Here is a 17,945-nt window from a genome sequence, read left to right on the forward strand (position 1 = left end):
CATGACGACACCTTTGCGATCAAAGCTGCCTCTGTCCGTAACCCTGCCCCTGTTTGTGGCCATCGCCATGTTCGTCGTGGCGGTGGGCACGACCCAGATTGGCGTCATGGTGCTGCGCTCCAGCAATGAAACCGGCCTCAGGGATCAGGCCCTTGTGTTTCTGGATGCGGTGGCCGGACATATCGCCGCTGAAATCAAGGAAAAGGATGCGGAGGAAACTGTCGGCGCCCAGCTGGCGGCGTCCCTCACCTTCCGCACCGCACTGCTTGAACAGGGCATGGCAGCCCGGTGGACCGACAGGACCGGCACCATCCGCACGGCGGTGTTGACGGAAACAGACGCAGAGCTCCTGAACCAGGCGCTCAGCGAGGCGCAAACGCTCGGGCCGGAAGGTGTCAGCCTCACCAGCGTGCCGGACCGGCCGGTGCTGCTGATTGCCCGCAGCTACCCCCTCGAGGACCGGCGCCTTTATCTTGCCGCCACCTTTGACACCACGCCCCTTGAAGACGCAGCCAGCATGGTCACAAGCGTGGCGCTGGGGATCGACATCCTTGTCGCCATCATCGCAGCGCTTGCCACCTATGCGGTGACGCACCGGGCCCTCATGCCGCTCGACCGGTTCATCGAACGCCTTGCCGATCAGGAAACCGACGCTGCCGGGGCTGCCAGATGGCGGCGCGGCGATGAACTGCGCCAGTTGGAAGCCGCCCTCGCCCTGCGGGAACAGTCCGAGGCCCAGCGGGTGAGCATGCTGGAGCAGATGGCCCAGCAGGAGCGGGACGGGCTGCTGGCGCGCATGGCCGCCAGCATCGCCCATGAGGTGCGCAACCCCCTCGCCGGGCTGAAGAACGGCATTTCCACCCTGCGCCGGTTTGGCGAGCGCGAAGAGGTGCGCAAGGAGACCCTCGACTTTCTGGAGAACGGCCTCGACAGCATCGGCCGCGTCGTCGATGTCACCCTGTCCACTTACCGCCGGCGCTCGGGCGCAAAGCTCCTCAGCGCCCGCGACATTCAGGATCTTGAACTGCTGATTGCACCGGAGGCCCGGCGCGCCGGAGCCATCCTCGCCTGGGAGCTGGATGAAACGGCTGAGGTGATGACCGATGCGGACGCCCTGCGCCAGATCCTCATCAACCTGATGCTCAACGCCGTGCGCGCCTCCCCGCCCGGCGGCACCGTTACCGTCGGCCTGTCGCAGGATGAAGCCGCGCATACGGTTGTGCTGAGGGTCAGCGACGAAGGCCCCGGCATGCCGCCGGAACTGGTGGCAGCCATCATCTCCGGCCAGGTCGATGATGTGCCGGTGGAACGCAGCATCGGCATCTGGGTGGTGTCCAATCTGGTGGCGCGGATCGGCGCGGACCTGTCGATCCGCAGCAAGGAAGGCGCAGGCACCACCGTGCAGCTGACCCTCACCAGTGAACCTGAAAACGGGAGCGCAGCCAAATGACGGCAAGCCGCATCCTCGTGGTCGAGGACGACGCGACCCTCGGCGCCTCCCTGCGCCAGCGGCTGGAGCTGGAAGGCTTCAAGGTCCGCTGGGCCCGCTCGGCCAGCGAGGCCCGCGCCGCGCTGGACGGGGATGCGCCGGACATCATCCTCTCCGACATCCGACTGCCGGACGGGGATGGCGAAAGCGTCATGCGGCAGCATTTCGCGCGGTCCGGCATGGTGCCCGTGATCTTCATGACCGCCTATGGCGACATCGACCAGGCCGTGCGGCTGGTGCGCGACGGGGCGCTTGACTACGTCAGCAAGCCCTTCGATCTCGATGCCCTTGTCGACACGCTGCAGGTGATCGCCAGCCGCCGCCGCAGTCCGGCAGGCAGCACCGCAGATCCCTTCTCAGACAGCCCTGCCATGGAAAAGACCGGCAGCACCTTGCGCCGCGCGGCGGCCATCGATCTGCCCGTGCTGCTGCTTGGGGAAACCGGCACGGGCAAGGAAGTGGCCGCCCGCTATGTGCATGAGGCCGGACCACGCAAGGGCAGGCCCTTCGTGCCGGTCAACTGCGGCGCGCTGCCGGCGGACCTCGCCGATTCCCTGCTCTTCGGCCACGAGCGCGGGGCTTTCACCGGCGCAGGCGCAGCCCATCGCGGCTTCTTCGAGGAAGCAGAAGACGGCACGCTGTTTCTCGACGAAATCGGCGATCTGCCGCCTGCCTTGCAGGTGAAGCTGCTGCGCGTGCTGGAAACGCGCGAATTCCGGCGCCTCGGCGCCAGCCAGAGCCGGCGTTTCGAGGCGCGGGTCGTCTGCGCCACCAACAAGGATCTGGAAGCGATGGCCACGAGCGGCGCCTTCCGCGAAGACCTGTGGTTCCGCATCAATGTCATCACCTGCAAGCTGCCGCCCCTGCGCGAGCGGCAGGACGAGATCCCGGCCCTGCTGGAACGGCTTGCGGCGGAAGCGGCCGCCCGCATGGGCCTTGGCGCGCCGCCGCTGAGCGAAGCCGCAAAAGAGGCGGCGCGGCTGCATGGCTGGCCGGGCAACTTCCGTGAACTGATCAACCGCGTGGAACGGGCCGTCGCGCTTGGCAGCGGCAGCGCATTGACGGAGGCCGATCTCTTTCCCGAAGGCGTCAGCAGGGCGGAAGAGACAGCGGCACCTCAAGTCTCAGCGGCCGAACCGGGGACGCCGCTGGCCGATGTGCGTGATGCGGCTGAAAAGGCCCATATCACCGCCGCGCTCACCCGGTTTCAGGGCTCCACCAGCGCCGCCGCCGCCAGCCTCGGCATCTCCCGCAGCACCTTGTGGGAAAAAATGCGCCGCCTCGGCATCAGCCGGGATGAAGAGGGCGGGTAAGCCTTTACTCTCTGAAGACACGTGCCCGCACGGATGCAGCCCGCCTGCACTTCACCATCCGGCCCGACCACACCGCCTGAACGGCCCCGGCCTATTCGTCGCCCGGCACACCATAAGACGGGGCCGCGACGGGATTGAGCGCCCGCGTGACGTAGTCGGCCGCCTGCGGCTTGTAGATGTCCCAGGCCCGTGCAACGGCGGCCACCGGGCAGCCTTCGTCCAGCCAGTCGATCCGCAGTTCCGCAAAGGGCCAGGACTGTTTGTCCACAATCAGCAGCCCCGCCGAATGCACAGGGCCAGCCTCGCCGCCCGCCGCAACAGCAGCGCTCAAAGCCGCGATCAGCCTGTCACCGAGTTCCCCAGATGCGGCCTCGAATGCCGCCACCATCGCTGCCGGCACACCGTCATGGGCCAGAAGATTGCCCGCCGCCACACATTGGCGCCCTTCGGCCGAAGTCCAGATGCCCAGCGCCTTCGGACCGGAATGGATGGCCGTCCGCCCTTCCCCATCCACCGCCAGAAGCTGGCGGTAGTCCGGGAAGCCGTCGCTGTCCCGTGCCGCCGCCGCCGCTTCCGCCGCGCTGGCGCCTTTCGCCAGTTCCTCCAGCATCTTCGCACCCAGAGCCGGGTTGGTGACATTCTGCGTCGCCACCGCACCGGTTCCGGCCTGCGCCCAGGCGCAGCGGGCGGCAACGGCGGGCGAGGAGGACGAGATGGCAACGCCGAACTGGCCGGTCTTTTCGCAGCGGGCGACGATGGAGAAGGTCATGGATGTTCCTTTCCGGAGGTTTCAGGCGTTCTGGCTCAATCTGGAATGACGGCGGTGGCGTCGATCTCGACCAGCCACTCGGGCCGGGCCAGCGCCACGACGACAAGGCCGGTGCAAACAGGGAACACGCCCTTGATATATTCCCCCATCGTCCGGTAGACCGCCTCGCGGTGGCGCACGTCGGTGAGATAAACCACCAGCTTGGTGACATGCTCCATGCGCCCGCCCGCTTCCTCGACCAGCTGGCGGATGTTCTGCATCACCTTGTGGGTCTGCTCCACCGGGTCGTGGCTGCCGATATTCTTCGCCGTGTCGAGATCCTGCGGGCACTGGCCGCGCAGGAAGATCATCGTGCCCCGTGCCACCACCGCCTGACAGAGGTCATTGTCGAGCTTCTGCTCCGGATAGGTGTCCCGCGTGTTGAACTTGCGGATGCGCGTATGTGCCATTGCCGTTTCCCCTCGTGTGTCAGATGCCGCAAACCCGCTCAGGGCTGCGGCCTGTAGGCAAGGTAGTTGTCCTGAATGCGGATATGGTCCGCCACATAGCCCGCGTCATGCCAGACGCCCCAGATGAAGCTGGAGCCGCGCCCGCTCAGCCAGGGCAGCCCGAGAAAATAGATGCCCTTTTCCGCCGAGACGCCGCGCTGATGCTTCGGCCGGCCAGCCTCGTCAAAGGCATCAACCTCAAGCCAGCTGTAGTCTGACACAAAGCCCGTGGCCCAGATGATGGTGGAGACGCCCGCTGCCTCCAGATCCAGCTCCCGCAGGGGAGTGCTGACGCAGTCCACCTGCGGCCCCAGAATGCGCGCCTCTGGCTCTTCCGGCAGGTCAAGGCCGTTGCGGGCCACGAAGGCATCTGCCTCGTCCAGCACGGCCAGATAGTTCCGGTCGCCCCGCTCGATGTTGCGGGCAAGGTCATCGGCGAAGGTCAGGGTGCCATCGCGGTAAGTGCCGGTCATGCCGGTCAGCACCATGCCCTGAGCGGCGAGACGGCGGAAATCGATGGTCTTGCCGCCATGAGCGCCACTCACGGCAATGGTCACATGCTCCGCGCCGGGGGCCTGCGCCTGCGCATCCCATTTGCCCAGCACCCCCAGCCACCAGACGAAATCACGCCCTCTATAGGAGCGGGGTGGACGGTCATGCGGACCGACGGAAAGATAGACCTTGCGGCCCGACAGCATCAGCTCCTCGGCGATCTGCACGCCGGAAGAGCCGGAGCCGACCACAAGCACGGCGCCCTCCGCTAGTTGGCCGGGATTGCGGTATTCGCTGGAATGGATCTGCGCCACAGCTGCGTCTGCGGGCACGATCGGCGGAATGCTGGGCTTCTGGAACGGCCCGGTGGCGGCCACCACATTCAGCGCCTCGATGACGCCATCGGATGTTTCCACCCGGAAACCGGGGCGCCCCTCCAGCCGCGCGACCCGGCTGACCTCGACACCGCAGCGGATGGGTGCCTTCACCATATCTGCATAGGCCACAAAGTAATCCGCCACACCTTCCTTGCCCACGAAGGCATCCGGGCTGCCGGAAAACTCCAGCCCCGGAAAGCGGTCGTGCCAGGCAGGGCCATTGGCAACGAGGGAATCCCAGCGCACCGACCGCCACCGTTCGGCAATGCGGCCGCGCTCCAGCACGACATGAGCAATGCCGTTGCGGCTGAGGTGCTCGCTCATGGCCACACCTGCCTGCCCTGCCCCAACCACCAGCGTGTGGATCGTTTCGACTGCCATGCGCCCGCCCCTCTGCAGCTTGTCCCGGCTGACCTTCTGCGCCGGTCACCTCAGGTCTAGCGGGTCGATTACATCTGGAAAAATATGAAATCTTGCAGCATTGATTAGGAAAAGCCGAAGCAAGCAGTCAGAGCGCGGACGGGGAGACAGGAATGCGGATCACGCTGCGCCAGCTTGAGTATTTCATCGCGGCGGCGGAGGCTGGCAGCATCGCGCTGGCATCTGCCCGTATCCGCGTCTCGCCACCTTCGATCTCCACCGCCATCTCGCAGCTGGAAACCGAACTTGGCGCCCAGCTGTTCCTGCGCCGCCATGCGCAAGGGCTATCCCTGACACCGGCGGGGCAGAAGCTGCTGGTCGAGGCCAAGGCCGTGATCGGGCAGGCGCAGACCCTCTACACCGCCGCCTCGGAAGCCACAGGCCAGGTCAGCGGCGCGCTGTCGCTCGGCTGCCTGCTCACCTTCGCGCCGATGGTGCTGCCGGAAGTCAGCCAGAGCTTTCAGGCCGCCTATCCGGGTGTCACCATCCGCCCCACGGTCAGCGATCATCAGACGCTGCTGGCACGGCTGGAGCGGGCGGAGCTGGACATTGCCCTGTCCTATGACCTGCTGGTGCCGGAGGGGTTTGAGTTCACCCCGCTCGCCGGACTGCCGCCGCATGTGCAGGTGGCCGAAACCGATCCGCTGGCGCAGCTCACGGCCATCTCGCTGGCGGAACTGGCGGACCAGCCGTTCATCCTGCTCGATCTGCCCCTGTCGCGGGACTATTTCCTCGCCCTTTTTGCAGCCGCCGGTGTCACCCCGAACATCATTGCGCAGATCCAGCATCTCGACGTCATCCGCACCATGGTCGCCAGCCGCTATGGCTATACGCTAGCCAATGTGCGCCCGCGCAACAAGGCCGCACTCGACGGGCGCCGCCTTGTCAGCCTGCGCCTTGCCGGAGATCACAGACCGATGCGGCTCGGCCTTCTGAGCGCGGGCCAGCGTGTGCCCACCCGGCTGGTGCAGGCCTTCGAGGCCCATTGCCGCCAGCTGATTTCCAGCAGCTACGTGCCCGGCATGGATGCCCCGGTGCTCATGCCAAGGCGGACGGGCGTGACGAACTGAGCATGGCCGCGCTCACAGCCTTGCAGCACTGGGCACGCCGGCGACCAGATCCTCGATGAACTGGAGAGTCTGAGGGTTGAGATCGGCCGACTTGCGGGTGATCACCTCGTAAGGCTCGCTCTTGGAGCGCAGATGCATGGGCAGGACGCTGGCCATGCCGAAATTCACGAAAAACGCCGCAACATCGCTGGAGAGCAGCGCCACCGTGTTCGGCTCCGCCTGCATCAGCGACATGGTGGTCAGCGCCGAGCGGGTTTCCAGCAAGGCACGCGGCATTTCCAGCCCCGCCTGCCGGAACTCCTGCTCCAGCGACAGCCGCATGGGCATGGACGCCGTGTAGACGATCCAGCGCGCATCCACGAGATCCTTCAGCCCCACCTTCTTGCGGCCGATCAGCGGATGAGCCGGGTTGGCCACAACGGCCAGCAGCTCATCATGGAAGGCCGTGACATTGTACAGCTGCGGCGTGGTGCTCATGGAACTGCGGCCGATGACGAGGTCCAGCAGCCCCCGGTCCAGCTGGCGCAGCAGTTCCACGCTGGTGTCTTCCAGAATTTCCACCGAGGTGCGGGGAAAGCGCCGCAGGAAGGCGCTGATGGTTTCCGTCACATAGGGCACGGCGCCCATGATGGTGCCGATGCGCAAGCGGCCCCACTCCCCGTCAGACGCACTGTGGATTTCCTGTGCCATGGCCGACAACTGCGACAGCATGGTCTTGGCATGGCGGATCATGCATTCCCCGGCGGGCGTTGCGATGAGCCCCCGGTTGGTGCGGTTGAACAGCTTCGTCCCCGTCAGATCCTCCGCCTCCTGCAGCGCCTTGGTGGCGCGCGGCTGGCTCATGCCGATCAGTTCGGACGCCCGTTTCAGGGAGCCGTTGTCATCGATGGCGGAAATCAGCAGCATCTGCCGCATGGAAAGGCGGATCAGCGGCATGGAATGGGTGCGCGGCATCGGCTTTTGAGTTTCCATTTCGTTATATCAGTATCCGAGAATAGCGTATTTACAGCTCCGGCGCTGCCTTTATCCTGCCAGCCCAACAGGAATGCCCGGGGGAGGGACGATGTTCCACACCCTTGGGTTACCAAATGGGAATAGCCAAGCAGGGGGACGTATGAGCCTGATCAATTACGTAACGCGGGTCCAGTTCGGATACGGCGAAATCGCAACGCTGAAGGCGGAGCTGGCGCTGGCCGGGATCACCCGTCCGGTCATCGTCACCGACAAGGGCGTGCGTGCACTGGGCATGCTGGAGCGCATCGAAGCGGCAACCGGCGTCACCCCCGCAGCCGTCTTTGACGAGACCCCCGGCAACCCCACGGAAGCTGCCGCCGTCAAGGCCACCGCCGTTTTCCGTGAGGCAGGCGGCGACGGCATCATCGCCATCGGTGGCGGCTCGGCGCTGGATCTGGCCAAGGCCGTAGCCATCATGGCCGCGCATGAAGGCCCGCTGAAGACCTATGCCGTCGTTGAAGGCGGGCTGGAAAAAATCACCTCCCGCACCTTCCCGACCATCGCCGTGCCCACCACCGCCGGAACGGGCAGCGAAGTCGGCCGCGCCGCCATCATCATTCTGGAAGATGGCCGCAAGGTCGGGCTGTTGTCGCCCTATCTCATCCCGAAAGCCGCCATCGTCGATCCGGAGCTGACGCTCAGCCTGCCGCCCATGCTCACCGCCGCCACGGGCATGGACGCCATCTCCCACTGCATCGAAACCTATCTCGCCCCGTCCTTCAACCCGCCGGCCGATGGCATCGCGCTGGAAGGCCTGCGCCGGGGCTGGGCCAACATCCGCCTTGCCGTGGAAGAGCCGAACAACCGCGATGCCCGCGCCAACATGGCCATCGTGGCGACCATGGGCGCCATGGCGTTCCAGAAGGGCCTCGGCTGCGTGCACAGCCTCAGCCACTCGCTGGGCGGCATCAATCCGAAGCTGCATCACGGCACGCTGAATGCCATCTTCATGCCGCCGGTGCTGGCCTTCAACCGCGACGCCAAGACCTCGGTGGAGGAGAACAAATACGCCCGCCTTGCCGATGCCATGGGCCTTGCCGCTGACGCGGACATTGGCGCTGCCATCGAAGACATGACCCGCGCCATCGGCCTGCCCACCCGCCTTTCGGAACTGGGCGTAACCGCAGACCTGTTCGACAAGGTGGTGAAGGGCGCGCTGGCCGACCACAGCCACCGTACCAACCCGCGTGACGCCACCGCCGAAGACTACCACGCCATGCTGCAGGCTGCGCTCTGAGCGCAAGCCTCCCCGGGGAGTGACAAGATGACTTATACGCCGCACGGTAATCATCTGATTGCCGGCGAATGGGTGGCGACGCCCGATCGCTTTTACAACGAGCCCGTTTCCGGTGAGCCCGCCGCCTTCTCGGTGGGCACCGTGGATCTGGTGAACCGCGCTGCCGAAGCCGCCGAAAACGCCTTCTGGTCCTACGGCTATTCGTCTGCCGCAGAGCGCGCCGCCCTGCTGCGCGCCATTGCCGATGAGATCGAGGCACGCGGGGCCGCCATCACCGAGGTTGGCTGCCTGGAAACCGGCCTTCCGGCTGCACGGCTTGAAGGCGAGCGGGGCCGCACCACCGGCCAGCTGCGGCTTTTCGCCAGCCACATCGAGAAGGGCGACTATCTCGACCGCCGCTTCGACCCGGCCCTGCCGGACCGCCAGCCCGCACCGCGCCCGGAAATCCGCCTGATGCAGCGCCCGGTGGGACCGGTCGCCGTGTTCGGCGCCTCCAACTTCCCCCTCGCCTTCTCCACAGCGGGCGGTGATACGGCCGCAGCCCTTGCCGCCGGTTGCCCGGTGGTGGTGAAGGGCCACTCCGCCCATCCCGGCACGAGTGAGATTGTTGCAGAAGCCATCCATGCCGCCATCAGCAAGCTCGGGATTGATCCGGGCGTCTTCAGCCTGGTGCAGGGCGGCAACCGGGACGTGGGCAGCGCCCTCGTCACCCACCCGCTGATCAAGGCCGTCGGCTTCACCGGTTCGCTGGCGGGCGGGCGGGCGCTGTTTGACCTGTGCGCCAGCCGCCCGGAACCCATCCCCTTCTTCGGGGAACTGGGCAGCGTCAACCCGATGTTCGTTCTGCCGGAAGCCGTGAAGGCCCGCGCCGCCGCCCTTGGCGCAGGCTGGGCCGCCTCGCTGACGATGGGCGCAGGCCAGTTCTGCACCAATCCGGGCATTGCCATTGTGGTGGCAGGTAACGATGCGGACAGCTTCGTGGCCGCCGCCAAGGAAGCCCTGGCCAAGACCGGTCCGCAGGTGATGCTGACCGCAGGCATTGCCCGCGCCTATCAGTCCGGTCAGGCCCGCCTGCAGAACCGCGAGACGGTGCAGCCGGTGCATGAAACCGCATCGGAAGGGCGCAGCGCCAACCCGAACCTCTATGAGACGACGGCGAGCCAGTTCCTCGCGGACCATGCGCTGTCGGAGGAAGTGTTCGGCCCGCTTGGCCTCGTCGTCCGGGTGGAAACGCCGAAAGAGATGCGCCGCATTGCCCTGAGCTTCCAGGGCCAGCTGACGGCCACCCTGCACATGGATGACGGCGACCTGCCGCTGGCAAAGACGCTGCTGCCCGTGCTGGAGCGCAAGGCCGGACGCGTGCTCGTCAATGGCTTCCCGACCGGCGTGGAGGTGGTCGATGCCATGGTGCATGGCGGCCCCTACCCGGCCTCGACCAACTTCGGCGCCACCAGCGTCGGCACCATGGCGATCCGGCGCTTCCTGCGCCCGGTCAGCTATCAGAATTTCCCGGCAGGCCTGCTGCCGGAAGGCGTGCTCTAGCACCCGAACACGGCATGCCCCGCCGGGGCATGCCTTCTACCTGGAGGAGGAAACACATGAAACTCGCACATACCACGAAAACAGCCGTTCTCGCCGGCATAGTTCTGGCCGGTGGCATCCTGACCGCTTCGGCCCAGACCACCCTGACCGTCACCCATTCATCGCCGGCAGACAGCCATTTCGGCCTCGCCGCTGCCGCCTTCAAGAAGGTGGCGGAAGAGAAGTCTGGCGGCACGCTGAATGTCGTGATCCAGCGCATGGACAACGAGCGCGAGGCGCTGGAAAGCGTGCAGTTCGGCTCGCAGGAATGCGCCATGGGCTCGGCCGGCCCGCTGGGCAACTTCGTGCCCGAGACGCGCGTCCTGGACGTGCCGTTCCTGTTCGACAGCTATGACCATGCCCGCGGCGTTCTGGACTCGGATGTCGGACAGGAGCTTCTGGCGCTGTTCCCCGCACGCGGCCTTTATGGCGTTGCCTGGATGGAAAACGGCTTCCGCAACCTGACCACCGGCAGCAAGGCCGTCAACTCGCCGGAAGATCTGCGCGGCATGAAGATCCGCACCATGGAAAACCAGGTGCACATGCAGGCCTGGCAGGCAGCCGGTGTTCTGCCGACGCCGATGGCCTTCTCCGAACTGCCTTCGGCCCTGCAGCAGGGTACGGTTGATGGCCAGGAGAATCCGATTCCGGTGATCCTGTCGAACAACCTCGACATGATGCAGAAGCACCTCTACCTGACCCGCCACGTTTATTCGCCGGGCATCTTCGTCTGCAATCCGGACTTCATCGCCGGTCTGACGGAAGAGCAGAAGGCAGCCGTGGAAGAGGGTGGCAAGGCTGCATCGGCTGCCAACCGCGCAAGGGTGGAGCAGGACGAGACCGCCGGTATCGAGACCCTGCGCACGCGCGGCATCGAAGTCGTCGAAGTCGCTGACCGCGACGCCTACCGTCAGGCCATGGCTTCCGCCAATGCCGGGTTTGAGACCCAGTTCGGTGCTGACCTCCTCAAGCGCATCCGGGACTGGAAAGCTCAATGAGCTCAGTGGCGGCACTGATCCGTCGCGCTGACGGACTTGTTGCAGGGGGGGTGGCGGCTGCCGCCTCCCTTGCACTGGCCATCGCCGTGGCCTCCAGCTTCTGGCAGGTGATGGGACGTTTCCTGTTCCACACACCTGCCAGCTGGTCGGAAGCACTCACACGGCTTGCTCTCGTGTGGATGGTGCTGCTCGGCATTTCCGTTGCCCTGCGCAAGGGCGCACTGGTTGCCATCGATCTGGCGCGGGAGGCCACTACGGGCGGGCTGCGCCGCAGCATCGAGGCTATCACCCTCGTCTCCTGCCTGATCATGTTCGCCACCCTCTTCTGGTTCGGCATCGCCACCGCCCAACGCGTGCAGATGCAGGAAATGGCCGGTCTGGAAATTTCCATGGCCTGGGGCTATGCCGCCATTCCGGTTGGATCGCTCTTCGCCGCCCTTGGCGCCATCGTGCATTTCCTCCAGTCCGGCAAGGAGACCGCGCAATGACCGGTGCAATCGTCTCCGCGATGCTGGTGTTCTTCGCCATTTCGGTGCCCATCGCCATCTCCATCGGCCTCGCCTCGATGATCGGGCTCTTCGGCTTCACCACGCTGCCTGCCATCGTCGTGCCGCAGCAGATCTACATCGCCCTCGACAAGTTTCCGCTGGCCGCAATCCCCTTCTTCATCCTCGCCGGCAACCTGATGGAAGTCGGCGGCCTGTCGCGACGTCTTGTGGAATTTGCCCGCGCCTTCGTCGGCCAGATCCAGGGCGGGCTTGCTGCCACTTGCGTGCTGACCTGCATGCTGTTCTCCGCCATTTCCGGCTCCAGCGTCGCCACCACATTTGCCGTCGGTGTCGTGCTCATTCCGGCCATGCGCCAGTATGGCTATCCGGTCGGCTTCGTCGCGGCCCTCATGGCCACCTCTGCCGAGCTGGGCGTCATCATCCCGCCGTCGATCCCGATGATCCTTTACGGCGTTGCCACCCAGACCTCGATCCCGCAGCTGTTCCTCGCAGGCATCCTGCCCGGCCTGATGATCGCGGGTGCCCTGCTGCTGACGGCGCTCGTCTGGTGCCGGATCAGGGGCTGGGGCAAGCGCGACGGCGAAGGCAGCCTGCCGCGCCTCACCGCAATCCGCCGCGCCATCTGGGCCCTGCTGATGCCCGTGCTGATCATGGGCGGCATCTATGGCGGCGTCACCACGCCGACCGAGGCCAGTGTCATCGCCGTCATCTATGCCATGGTGGTGGGCCTGTTCCTGCACCGGGAAATGACGTGGACGGACCTGATCAACGCCTTCCGCAAGTCGGTCGTCACCTCTGCCGTCATCATGTTCATCATCGGCACCGCCAGCCTGATGGGCTACCTGCTCAACCGGCAGGGCGTGCCCGATGCTGCGGCGCTGTGGCTGACGAACACCTTTGACGGCCCGGTGTCGCTGATGCTGGCGATCAACGCGATGCTCTTTGTCATCGGCATGTTCATCGAGACGGGCGCAAGCATCATCGTTCTCGCCCCCATCCTGCAGGATGCCGCCGCCCGTGTCGGCATTGCACCGGTCCACTTCGGCACCGTGATGGTGGTGAACCTTGCCCTCGGCATGATCACGCCGCCGCTCGGGGTCAATCTCTTCGCCGCCGCGCAGATCGCCGGATGTTCGGTGACGCAGATGCTGAAGCCGCTGATGGTGTTCGTCGGTGTCGTCGTGCTCTGCCTGCTGGTGATCTCCTTCGTCCCTGCGGTCAGCATGACGCTGCCGTCCCTGATCGGGCGCTGAACACCCCCAAACACGCCTGCCCCGCTCACGGGGCAGGCAGGATTGCTCACATCTGGAAGAGTTTGCCCACATGACCGGCTCCCTAATCCAACAGCTGCAGGATATCGTTGGCCGCCGCTATGTTCACACCGGTGCCCAGGGCACCCGGCGCTTCCGCCGGGGCTACCGCTATGGTGACGGCGAGGTTCTGGCCGCGGTCGAGCCCGGCACGCTGGTGGAACAGTGGCGCGTGCTGGAAGCCTGTGTCGCGGCAGACGTTGCCATCATCTTCCAGGCAGCAAACACGGGGCTGACCGGCGGCTCCACGCCTTTCGGGGATGGCTATGACCGCCCCATCGTCATCGTCTCCACCCTGCGCAACAGGCGTATTGACCTTCTCGACCACGGGCGGCAGGTGCTGTGCATGCCCGGCGCCACCCTCGACCAGCTGGAACGGCAGCTGAAGCCGCTGGGCCGCGAGCCCCATTCCGTCATCGGCTCCAGCTGCATCGGCGCATCGGTGACGGGCGGCATCTGCAACAATTCCGGCGGCTCTCTGGTGCAGCGCGGCCCGGCCTACACCCAGCTGGCTCTGTTTGCGCAGGTGGATGCGGAGGGCCGCCTGCATCTCGTCAATCACCTCGGCATCCGCCTTGGCGGCCAGCCGCTGGACATCCTCTCCCGGCTGGATGCGGGCAGTTTCACCGAGGCGGACGTGGACTTCCCGCAAGGAGCGCAGGCGTCCGACATCGAGTACAAGGACCATGTGCGCGACATTGCGGCCCGCAGCCCGGCCCGCTTCAACGCCGACCCGCGCCGCCACTATGAGGCATCAGGCTCGGCCGGCAAGATCGGCGTCTTTGCCGTGCGGCTTGATACCTTCGCGGTGGCTGAAGAGGAAAAGGTCTTCTACATCGGCACCCGCGACCCGGCCGAGCTGCAGGCCATCCGGCGGCATATTCTGGCAAACTTCAAGAACCTGCCCATTGCCGGGGAATACATGCATGCGGACGCCTTTCGCGCAGCGCAGGTCTGGGGCAAGGATCTCTACCTCTTCATCCGCACCTTCGGCACCGTCAATGTTCCCCGCGCCTTTGCGGCCAAGAGCTGGTTCGACGGCCTGACGGAGCGCTTCGGCCTCGGCAAGGCCGTGTCCGATCACCTGCTGCAATTCGCCAGCCGCTTCCTGCCCGAGCAGATGCCAAAGCGGCTGATCGACTGCCGCGACACCTATCCGCATCATCTGATGATCCGGGCCGGTGACGCCTGCATCGCCGAAACGCGGGACTATCTCGCCTCCATCTTCCCGAGCACGGCCGGCAACTTCATCGAATGCACGGAAGCCGAAGGCAAGGCCGCCTTCCTCAACCGCTTCACCGTGGGCAGCGCCGTGGTGCGCTACCGGGCGGTGCATGGCCGCACGGTTGAGGATATCGTCGCCCTCGACGTTGCCTTGCCGCGCGACACGATCGACTGGTTCGAGACCCTGCCGGACGGGATTTCCGACAAGATGGCACTGAAGATCTATGTCGGGCACTTCCTCTGCCACGTCATGCATCAGGAGTATCTGGTGAAGAAGGGCGTGGACTGCGAGGCGCTGGAGCACGAGATCTGCGCCCTGCTGGACGCACGCGGCGCGGAATATCCGGCCGAGCACAATGTCGGCCATCTCTATGAGGCAAAGCCCGCGCTGCGGGACTTCTACCGCAGCCTCGACCCCACCAACACCTTCAACCCCGGCATCGGCAAAACCTCAAAATGCCGCCACTGGCACTAAGCCGCGATTGAATGCGGCAGGGCGGCCACCCGCCCGCCGGATATTTGGCTGAACGGTCTCAATCAGCATTTTCTGCCTCCTCTGCGATGCAACACTGCGCCCCAACAGGCCAGACCGCCTTCTGCTGCAGGAGCGCGGTCTTCGGCAAGGCTGGTTGCTCCGGGCAGGACCGCGTGATGAAGACACTGCTGCTTACGAAGGAAGACGTCAAAGGCCTGATCTCCATGGCGGAGGTCATCGGCACCGTGGAAGAGGCCTACAAGGCCTTCAACAGCGGCCTCGTGCAGCAGCCCGGCTACATGGGCCTGCATCTGCCTGCCCCGCGCGGAGAGATCGATTTCAAGGCAGGATACAATCAGGCCAATGAAACCATCACGCTGAAAGCCTCCTCTGGCGGCTTCCCGCATAACCCGGCGGAGCACGGCGTGCCGAGCGGCATGGGGACCGTTCTCCTGTTTGATGCCAGAAGCTGCGCGCTGGCCTGCGTCATGGACGGAAGTCTTCTCACAGGCCTCAGGACGGGCGCATCAGGCGCAGTCTCCGTGAAGGCACTGGCGCGCAAGGATGCCCGGACGGTGGCGGTGATCGGCACCGGCAATCAGGCCCGGATGCAGATCCGCGCCATCCGCGAAGTGATGACGATTGGCGAAATCCACGCCTGGTGCCGGACACCGGAGAAGCTCGCCGCCTTCAAGGACGAGATCGAGCGGGAGTTCGGCATCCCCGTCACCGCTGCCTCCTGCGCCAGAGACGCCGTGGCAGCGGCCGACATCCTGATCACGGCGACCCGGGGCACGGGGCCGGTGGTGGAAGCGGGCTGGGTGAAGCCCGGAACCCACATCATCGCCATCGGCACGGATCAGCACGGCAAGCAGGAATTCGAGCCTGAGATTTTCCGCGGCGCCCGCATCGTTGTGGACTCCCTCTCCCAGTGCATCAGCAAGGGCGAAACCTGGCATCCGCTGAATGCGGGCATCATCACGCAGGAGCAGATCCACGGCGAGATCGGCGAAATCCTGCTGGGGCACAAGCCGGGCCGCGAGAGCGACGACGAAATCACCATTTTCGATTCCACCGGCATGGCCATTCAGGACAATACCGCCGCCCGGAAGATCTATGACAACGCCGTCGCGCGCAACGCCGGCACCTGGTTCAGCTTCTTCCAGTAATCCATATCCCCCCGCCCTCCGGACTGTCAGAAGGCCAACACCAGCATGCGCAACTACCCGACGCTCCAGGATATTCACGACGCAAGAGAGCGGGTGAAGCCGCATATTCGCCACACCCCGCTGCTGCGGGCGGACAAGATCGAGAAGAAGCTGGGCTGCGAGCTTTACCTCAAGCCGGAAACCCTGCAGGTCACAGGCGCCTTCAAGATCCGGGGTGCCCTGAACAAGGTGCTGTCGCTGCCGCGGGAGGAAACCGCGAAGGGCCTCATCTCCAGTTCATCGGGCAACCATGCCCAGGCGCTGGCCTATGTGGCAAAGATGCTGGGCGTGAAGGTGGTGCTGGTGCTGCCGGTCACCACTCCCAAGCTGAAGATCACCAACACTGAGGCTCTGGGCGCTGAAATCATCCTGTTTGACGGGGACAACGCCTCCCGCTGGAAGCAGGTCTACGATATCGCGGAGCGCAACAATTACACTGTCGTGCACGGCTTCGAGGATCCGCTGGTGATGGCCGGCCAGGGGACGATGGCCTGCGAGATCCTTGAGGATCTGCCCGATGTCAGCACGGTCATCGTGCCGGTGGGCGGCGGCGGTCTCATCTCGGGCGTGGCGACCGCATTGAAGGAACTCAAGCCTTCGGTGCGCGTCATCGGCGCCGAGCCCGCCCTGACCCCGAAATATTACCACAGCCGTCTGAACGGTGAGCCCACCTCCCTGCCGCTTCTGGACACCATCGCAGACGGCCTGCGGCTCAGTGTTCCCGGCCGCAACCCCTATCCCATCATCGAGAAATACGTCGACGAGATCGTCCTCGTCGACGACGCGCACATCGTCGAGGGCATGCAGGTGCTGGCAAGGGATGCAAAACTGATTGCCGAACCCGCCGCCTCCATCGGCATCGGCGCCCTGCTCGCCGGATCTATCAGCATAGAGCCGGGTGAAAAGGTCTGCGCCATCCTCACCGGCGGCAACTGGGATCTGAGCAGCCTCGCGGACGTCTACAACAGGCTCTGAAACCAGAGCATGATGGACCAGACCTGCTGAAATCAGATCCCGCTGAGACCATCTCAGCGGGATCTGCCTATGGCCTCACATCCCGCGGGCCGCCCCTTCACGCCGGCAGCGCAACGGGCCCCATGGCGGCCCATCGGAGTGCAGTCCATCCGGCCACGGAGACAACTGCCCGCTCTTTTCCACTGATAGACCCATGTTCAAACCGGGCCTATGATCTGCCACAGGTCCAGGCAGACTTGGCAAGACCCGCGTGGCGCGAGAGCAAATTCAAGGCATGCTGCGTCAGTGCCGAAAGGCCCGGTATTGTAAAGTCCTTCCAGAGGAAGCTCTGAATGACGAAAACAACAAGCGCCAGAATTATCGAAGCCGCCGAAGTGCTGTTCTATGAGCACGGCCTGCGCAGCGTGAGCGTTGACGCGATCGCAGAAGCCGCCAGCGTCACGAAGCGTACGCTATACTACCACTTTGAAAGCAAGGACGCGCTGATCGCCGCCTATCTGGAAGCACGTGATACCCCGACGGTGGAACGGTACCGCGGCTGGATGGGAAACCCCGCTCTGCCGGTGGCCGAACGGGTGTCCCGGATCTTTGCCTGTCTGGCCGAACACGCCCGGAAGCCCAAATGGCGCGGCTGCGGATTTACCCGAGCGGCCGTGGAACTGGCCGGGCTGCCGGGGCATCCCGCCGTGCTGATGGCGGCAAAACACAAACGGCGTTTCGAGGCCTGGCTGGAACAGGAATTGCGGGACGGGGGCGTAAACACCCCGCAAAAACTGGCCCGGCAGATCGTGCTGCTGATCGAAGGGACGATTTCTCAGATCCTCATTCATGGCGATGTTTCCTGCGCCCTGACCGCCGGGGAGGCGGCGGCAGCGCTCGTCTTGCTGGACCTCAAGGACCAGCCGGGACAGGAGCGGAAACAGCCGGCACTGGCAGAAACCGGCATGTATACCGGCTAGTGAGTTTCCTATTTCCGGCCCGGCCTTACCGTCAGCG

General features: G+C 65.2%; 16 protein-coding genes. 12 read left to right on the forward strand and 4 right to left on the reverse strand.

Annotation, left to right across the window (positions count from 1 at the left end; genetic code table 11):
* The first annotated feature begins 1 nt into the window (after position 1).
* Positions 2–1,450, forward strand: a complete 1,449-nt coding sequence (locus AC0CMF_RS16780) for a sensor histidine kinase (RefSeq protein WP_374630350.1) — start codon at positions 2–4, stop codon at positions 1,448–1,450.
* Positions 1,447–2,802, forward strand: coding sequence for a sigma-54-dependent transcriptional regulator (locus AC0CMF_RS16785; RefSeq protein ID WP_374630351.1), 1,356 nt, complete (start codon positions 1,447–1,449; stop codon positions 2,800–2,802). Before AC0CMF_RS16780 ends, AC0CMF_RS16785 begins: the two co-directional genes overlap by 4 nt.
* A 91-nt stretch (positions 2,803–2,893) precedes the next feature.
* On the opposite strand, the gene AC0CMF_RS16790 is transcribed toward AC0CMF_RS16785, so the two are convergent.
* From AC0CMF_RS16790 to AC0CMF_RS16800, 3 genes are read right to left on the reverse strand one after another with little or no spacing between them, the layout of a single operon-like run.
* Positions 2,894–3,571, reverse strand: a complete 678-nt coding sequence (locus AC0CMF_RS16790) for a DUF1028 domain-containing protein (RefSeq protein WP_374630352.1) — start codon at positions 3,569–3,571, stop codon at positions 2,894–2,896.
* Positions 3,572–3,606: 35 nt separating this feature from the next.
* Positions 3,607–4,020, reverse strand: a complete 414-nt coding sequence (locus AC0CMF_RS16795; RefSeq protein ID WP_050473077.1) for a RidA family protein — start codon at positions 4,018–4,020, stop codon at positions 3,607–3,609.
* 38 nt (positions 4,021–4,058) lie between these two features.
* Entirely contained in the window at positions 4,059–5,309 is a 1,251-nt protein-coding gene (locus tag AC0CMF_RS16800) for a flavin-containing monooxygenase (RefSeq protein ID WP_058899038.1), read from the reverse strand.
* A 152-nt stretch (positions 5,310–5,461) separates the two neighbouring features.
* Here AC0CMF_RS16800 and AC0CMF_RS16805 point away from each other — a divergent pair, with 152 nt between their 5' ends.
* Positions 5,462–6,418: a LysR family transcriptional regulator gene (locus AC0CMF_RS16805; protein ID WP_374630353.1), complete on the forward strand. Its 957-nt coding sequence runs from the start codon at positions 5,462–5,464 to the stop codon at positions 6,416–6,418.
* Positions 6,419–6,430: 12 nt separating this feature from the next.
* Here AC0CMF_RS16805 and AC0CMF_RS16810 read toward each other — a convergent pair whose 3' ends face one another.
* A complete protein-coding gene (locus tag AC0CMF_RS16810) occupies positions 6,431–7,390 on the reverse strand; it encodes a LysR family transcriptional regulator (protein ID WP_244284689.1) in 960 nt (319 codons plus the stop codon).
* Between the two features lie 142 nt (positions 7,391–7,532).
* Between AC0CMF_RS16810 and AC0CMF_RS16815 the strand changes: the two genes are divergently transcribed.
* The 9 genes from AC0CMF_RS16815 (at position 7,533) to AC0CMF_RS16855 (ending at position 17,908) form a co-directional block, all read left to right on the forward strand.
* Positions 7,533–8,669 (forward strand): iron-containing alcohol dehydrogenase, encoded by a 1,137-nt coding sequence (locus tag AC0CMF_RS16815; protein ID WP_123194980.1) that lies wholly within the window; start codon positions 7,533–7,535, stop codon positions 8,667–8,669.
* A 27-nt stretch (positions 8,670–8,696) separates the two neighbouring features.
* Positions 8,697–10,211: an aldehyde dehydrogenase (NADP(+)) gene (locus tag AC0CMF_RS16820; protein ID WP_374630354.1), complete on the forward strand. Its 1,515-nt coding sequence runs from the start codon at positions 8,697–8,699 to the stop codon at positions 10,209–10,211.
* A 56-nt stretch (positions 10,212–10,267) separates the two neighbouring features.
* Positions 10,268–11,248 (forward strand): TRAP transporter substrate-binding protein DctP, encoded by a 981-nt coding sequence (dctP, locus tag AC0CMF_RS16825; protein ID WP_374630355.1) that lies wholly within the window; start codon positions 10,268–10,270, stop codon positions 11,246–11,248.
* Complete coding sequence (locus AC0CMF_RS16830; RefSeq protein WP_374630356.1) at positions 11,245–11,736, forward strand: TRAP transporter small permease; 492 nt, start codon at positions 11,245–11,247, stop codon at positions 11,734–11,736. Before dctP ends, AC0CMF_RS16830 begins: the two co-directional genes overlap by 4 nt.
* The gene (locus AC0CMF_RS16835) at positions 11,733–13,010 is read left to right on the forward strand and encodes a TRAP transporter large permease (RefSeq protein WP_374630357.1); all 1,278 of its coding nucleotides are present in this window, start codon (positions 11,733–11,735) and stop codon (positions 13,008–13,010) included. Before AC0CMF_RS16830 ends, AC0CMF_RS16835 begins: the two co-directional genes overlap by 4 nt.
* A 70-nt stretch (positions 13,011–13,080) precedes the next feature.
* Entirely contained in the window at positions 13,081–14,766 is a 1,686-nt protein-coding gene (dld, locus tag AC0CMF_RS16840; protein ID WP_374630358.1) for a D-lactate dehydrogenase, read from the forward strand.
* A 176-nt stretch (positions 14,767–14,942) separates the two neighbouring features.
* Positions 14,943–15,935, forward strand: coding sequence for an ornithine cyclodeaminase family protein (locus AC0CMF_RS16845; protein WP_374630359.1), 993 nt, complete (start codon positions 14,943–14,945; stop codon positions 15,933–15,935).
* Positions 15,936–15,980: 45 nt separating this feature from the next.
* A complete protein-coding gene (locus AC0CMF_RS16850) occupies positions 15,981–16,949 on the forward strand; it encodes a threonine ammonia-lyase (RefSeq protein WP_374630360.1) in 969 nt (322 codons plus the stop codon).
* Positions 16,950–17,281: 332 nt separating this feature from the next.
* The gene (locus AC0CMF_RS16855; protein ID WP_374630361.1) at positions 17,282–17,908 is read left to right on the forward strand and encodes a TetR/AcrR family transcriptional regulator; all 627 of its coding nucleotides are present in this window, start codon (positions 17,282–17,284) and stop codon (positions 17,906–17,908) included.
* Positions 17,909–17,945 lie beyond the last annotated feature (37 nt).

The organism is Pannonibacter sp. CBAS1226 (genome assembly GCF_055685825.1).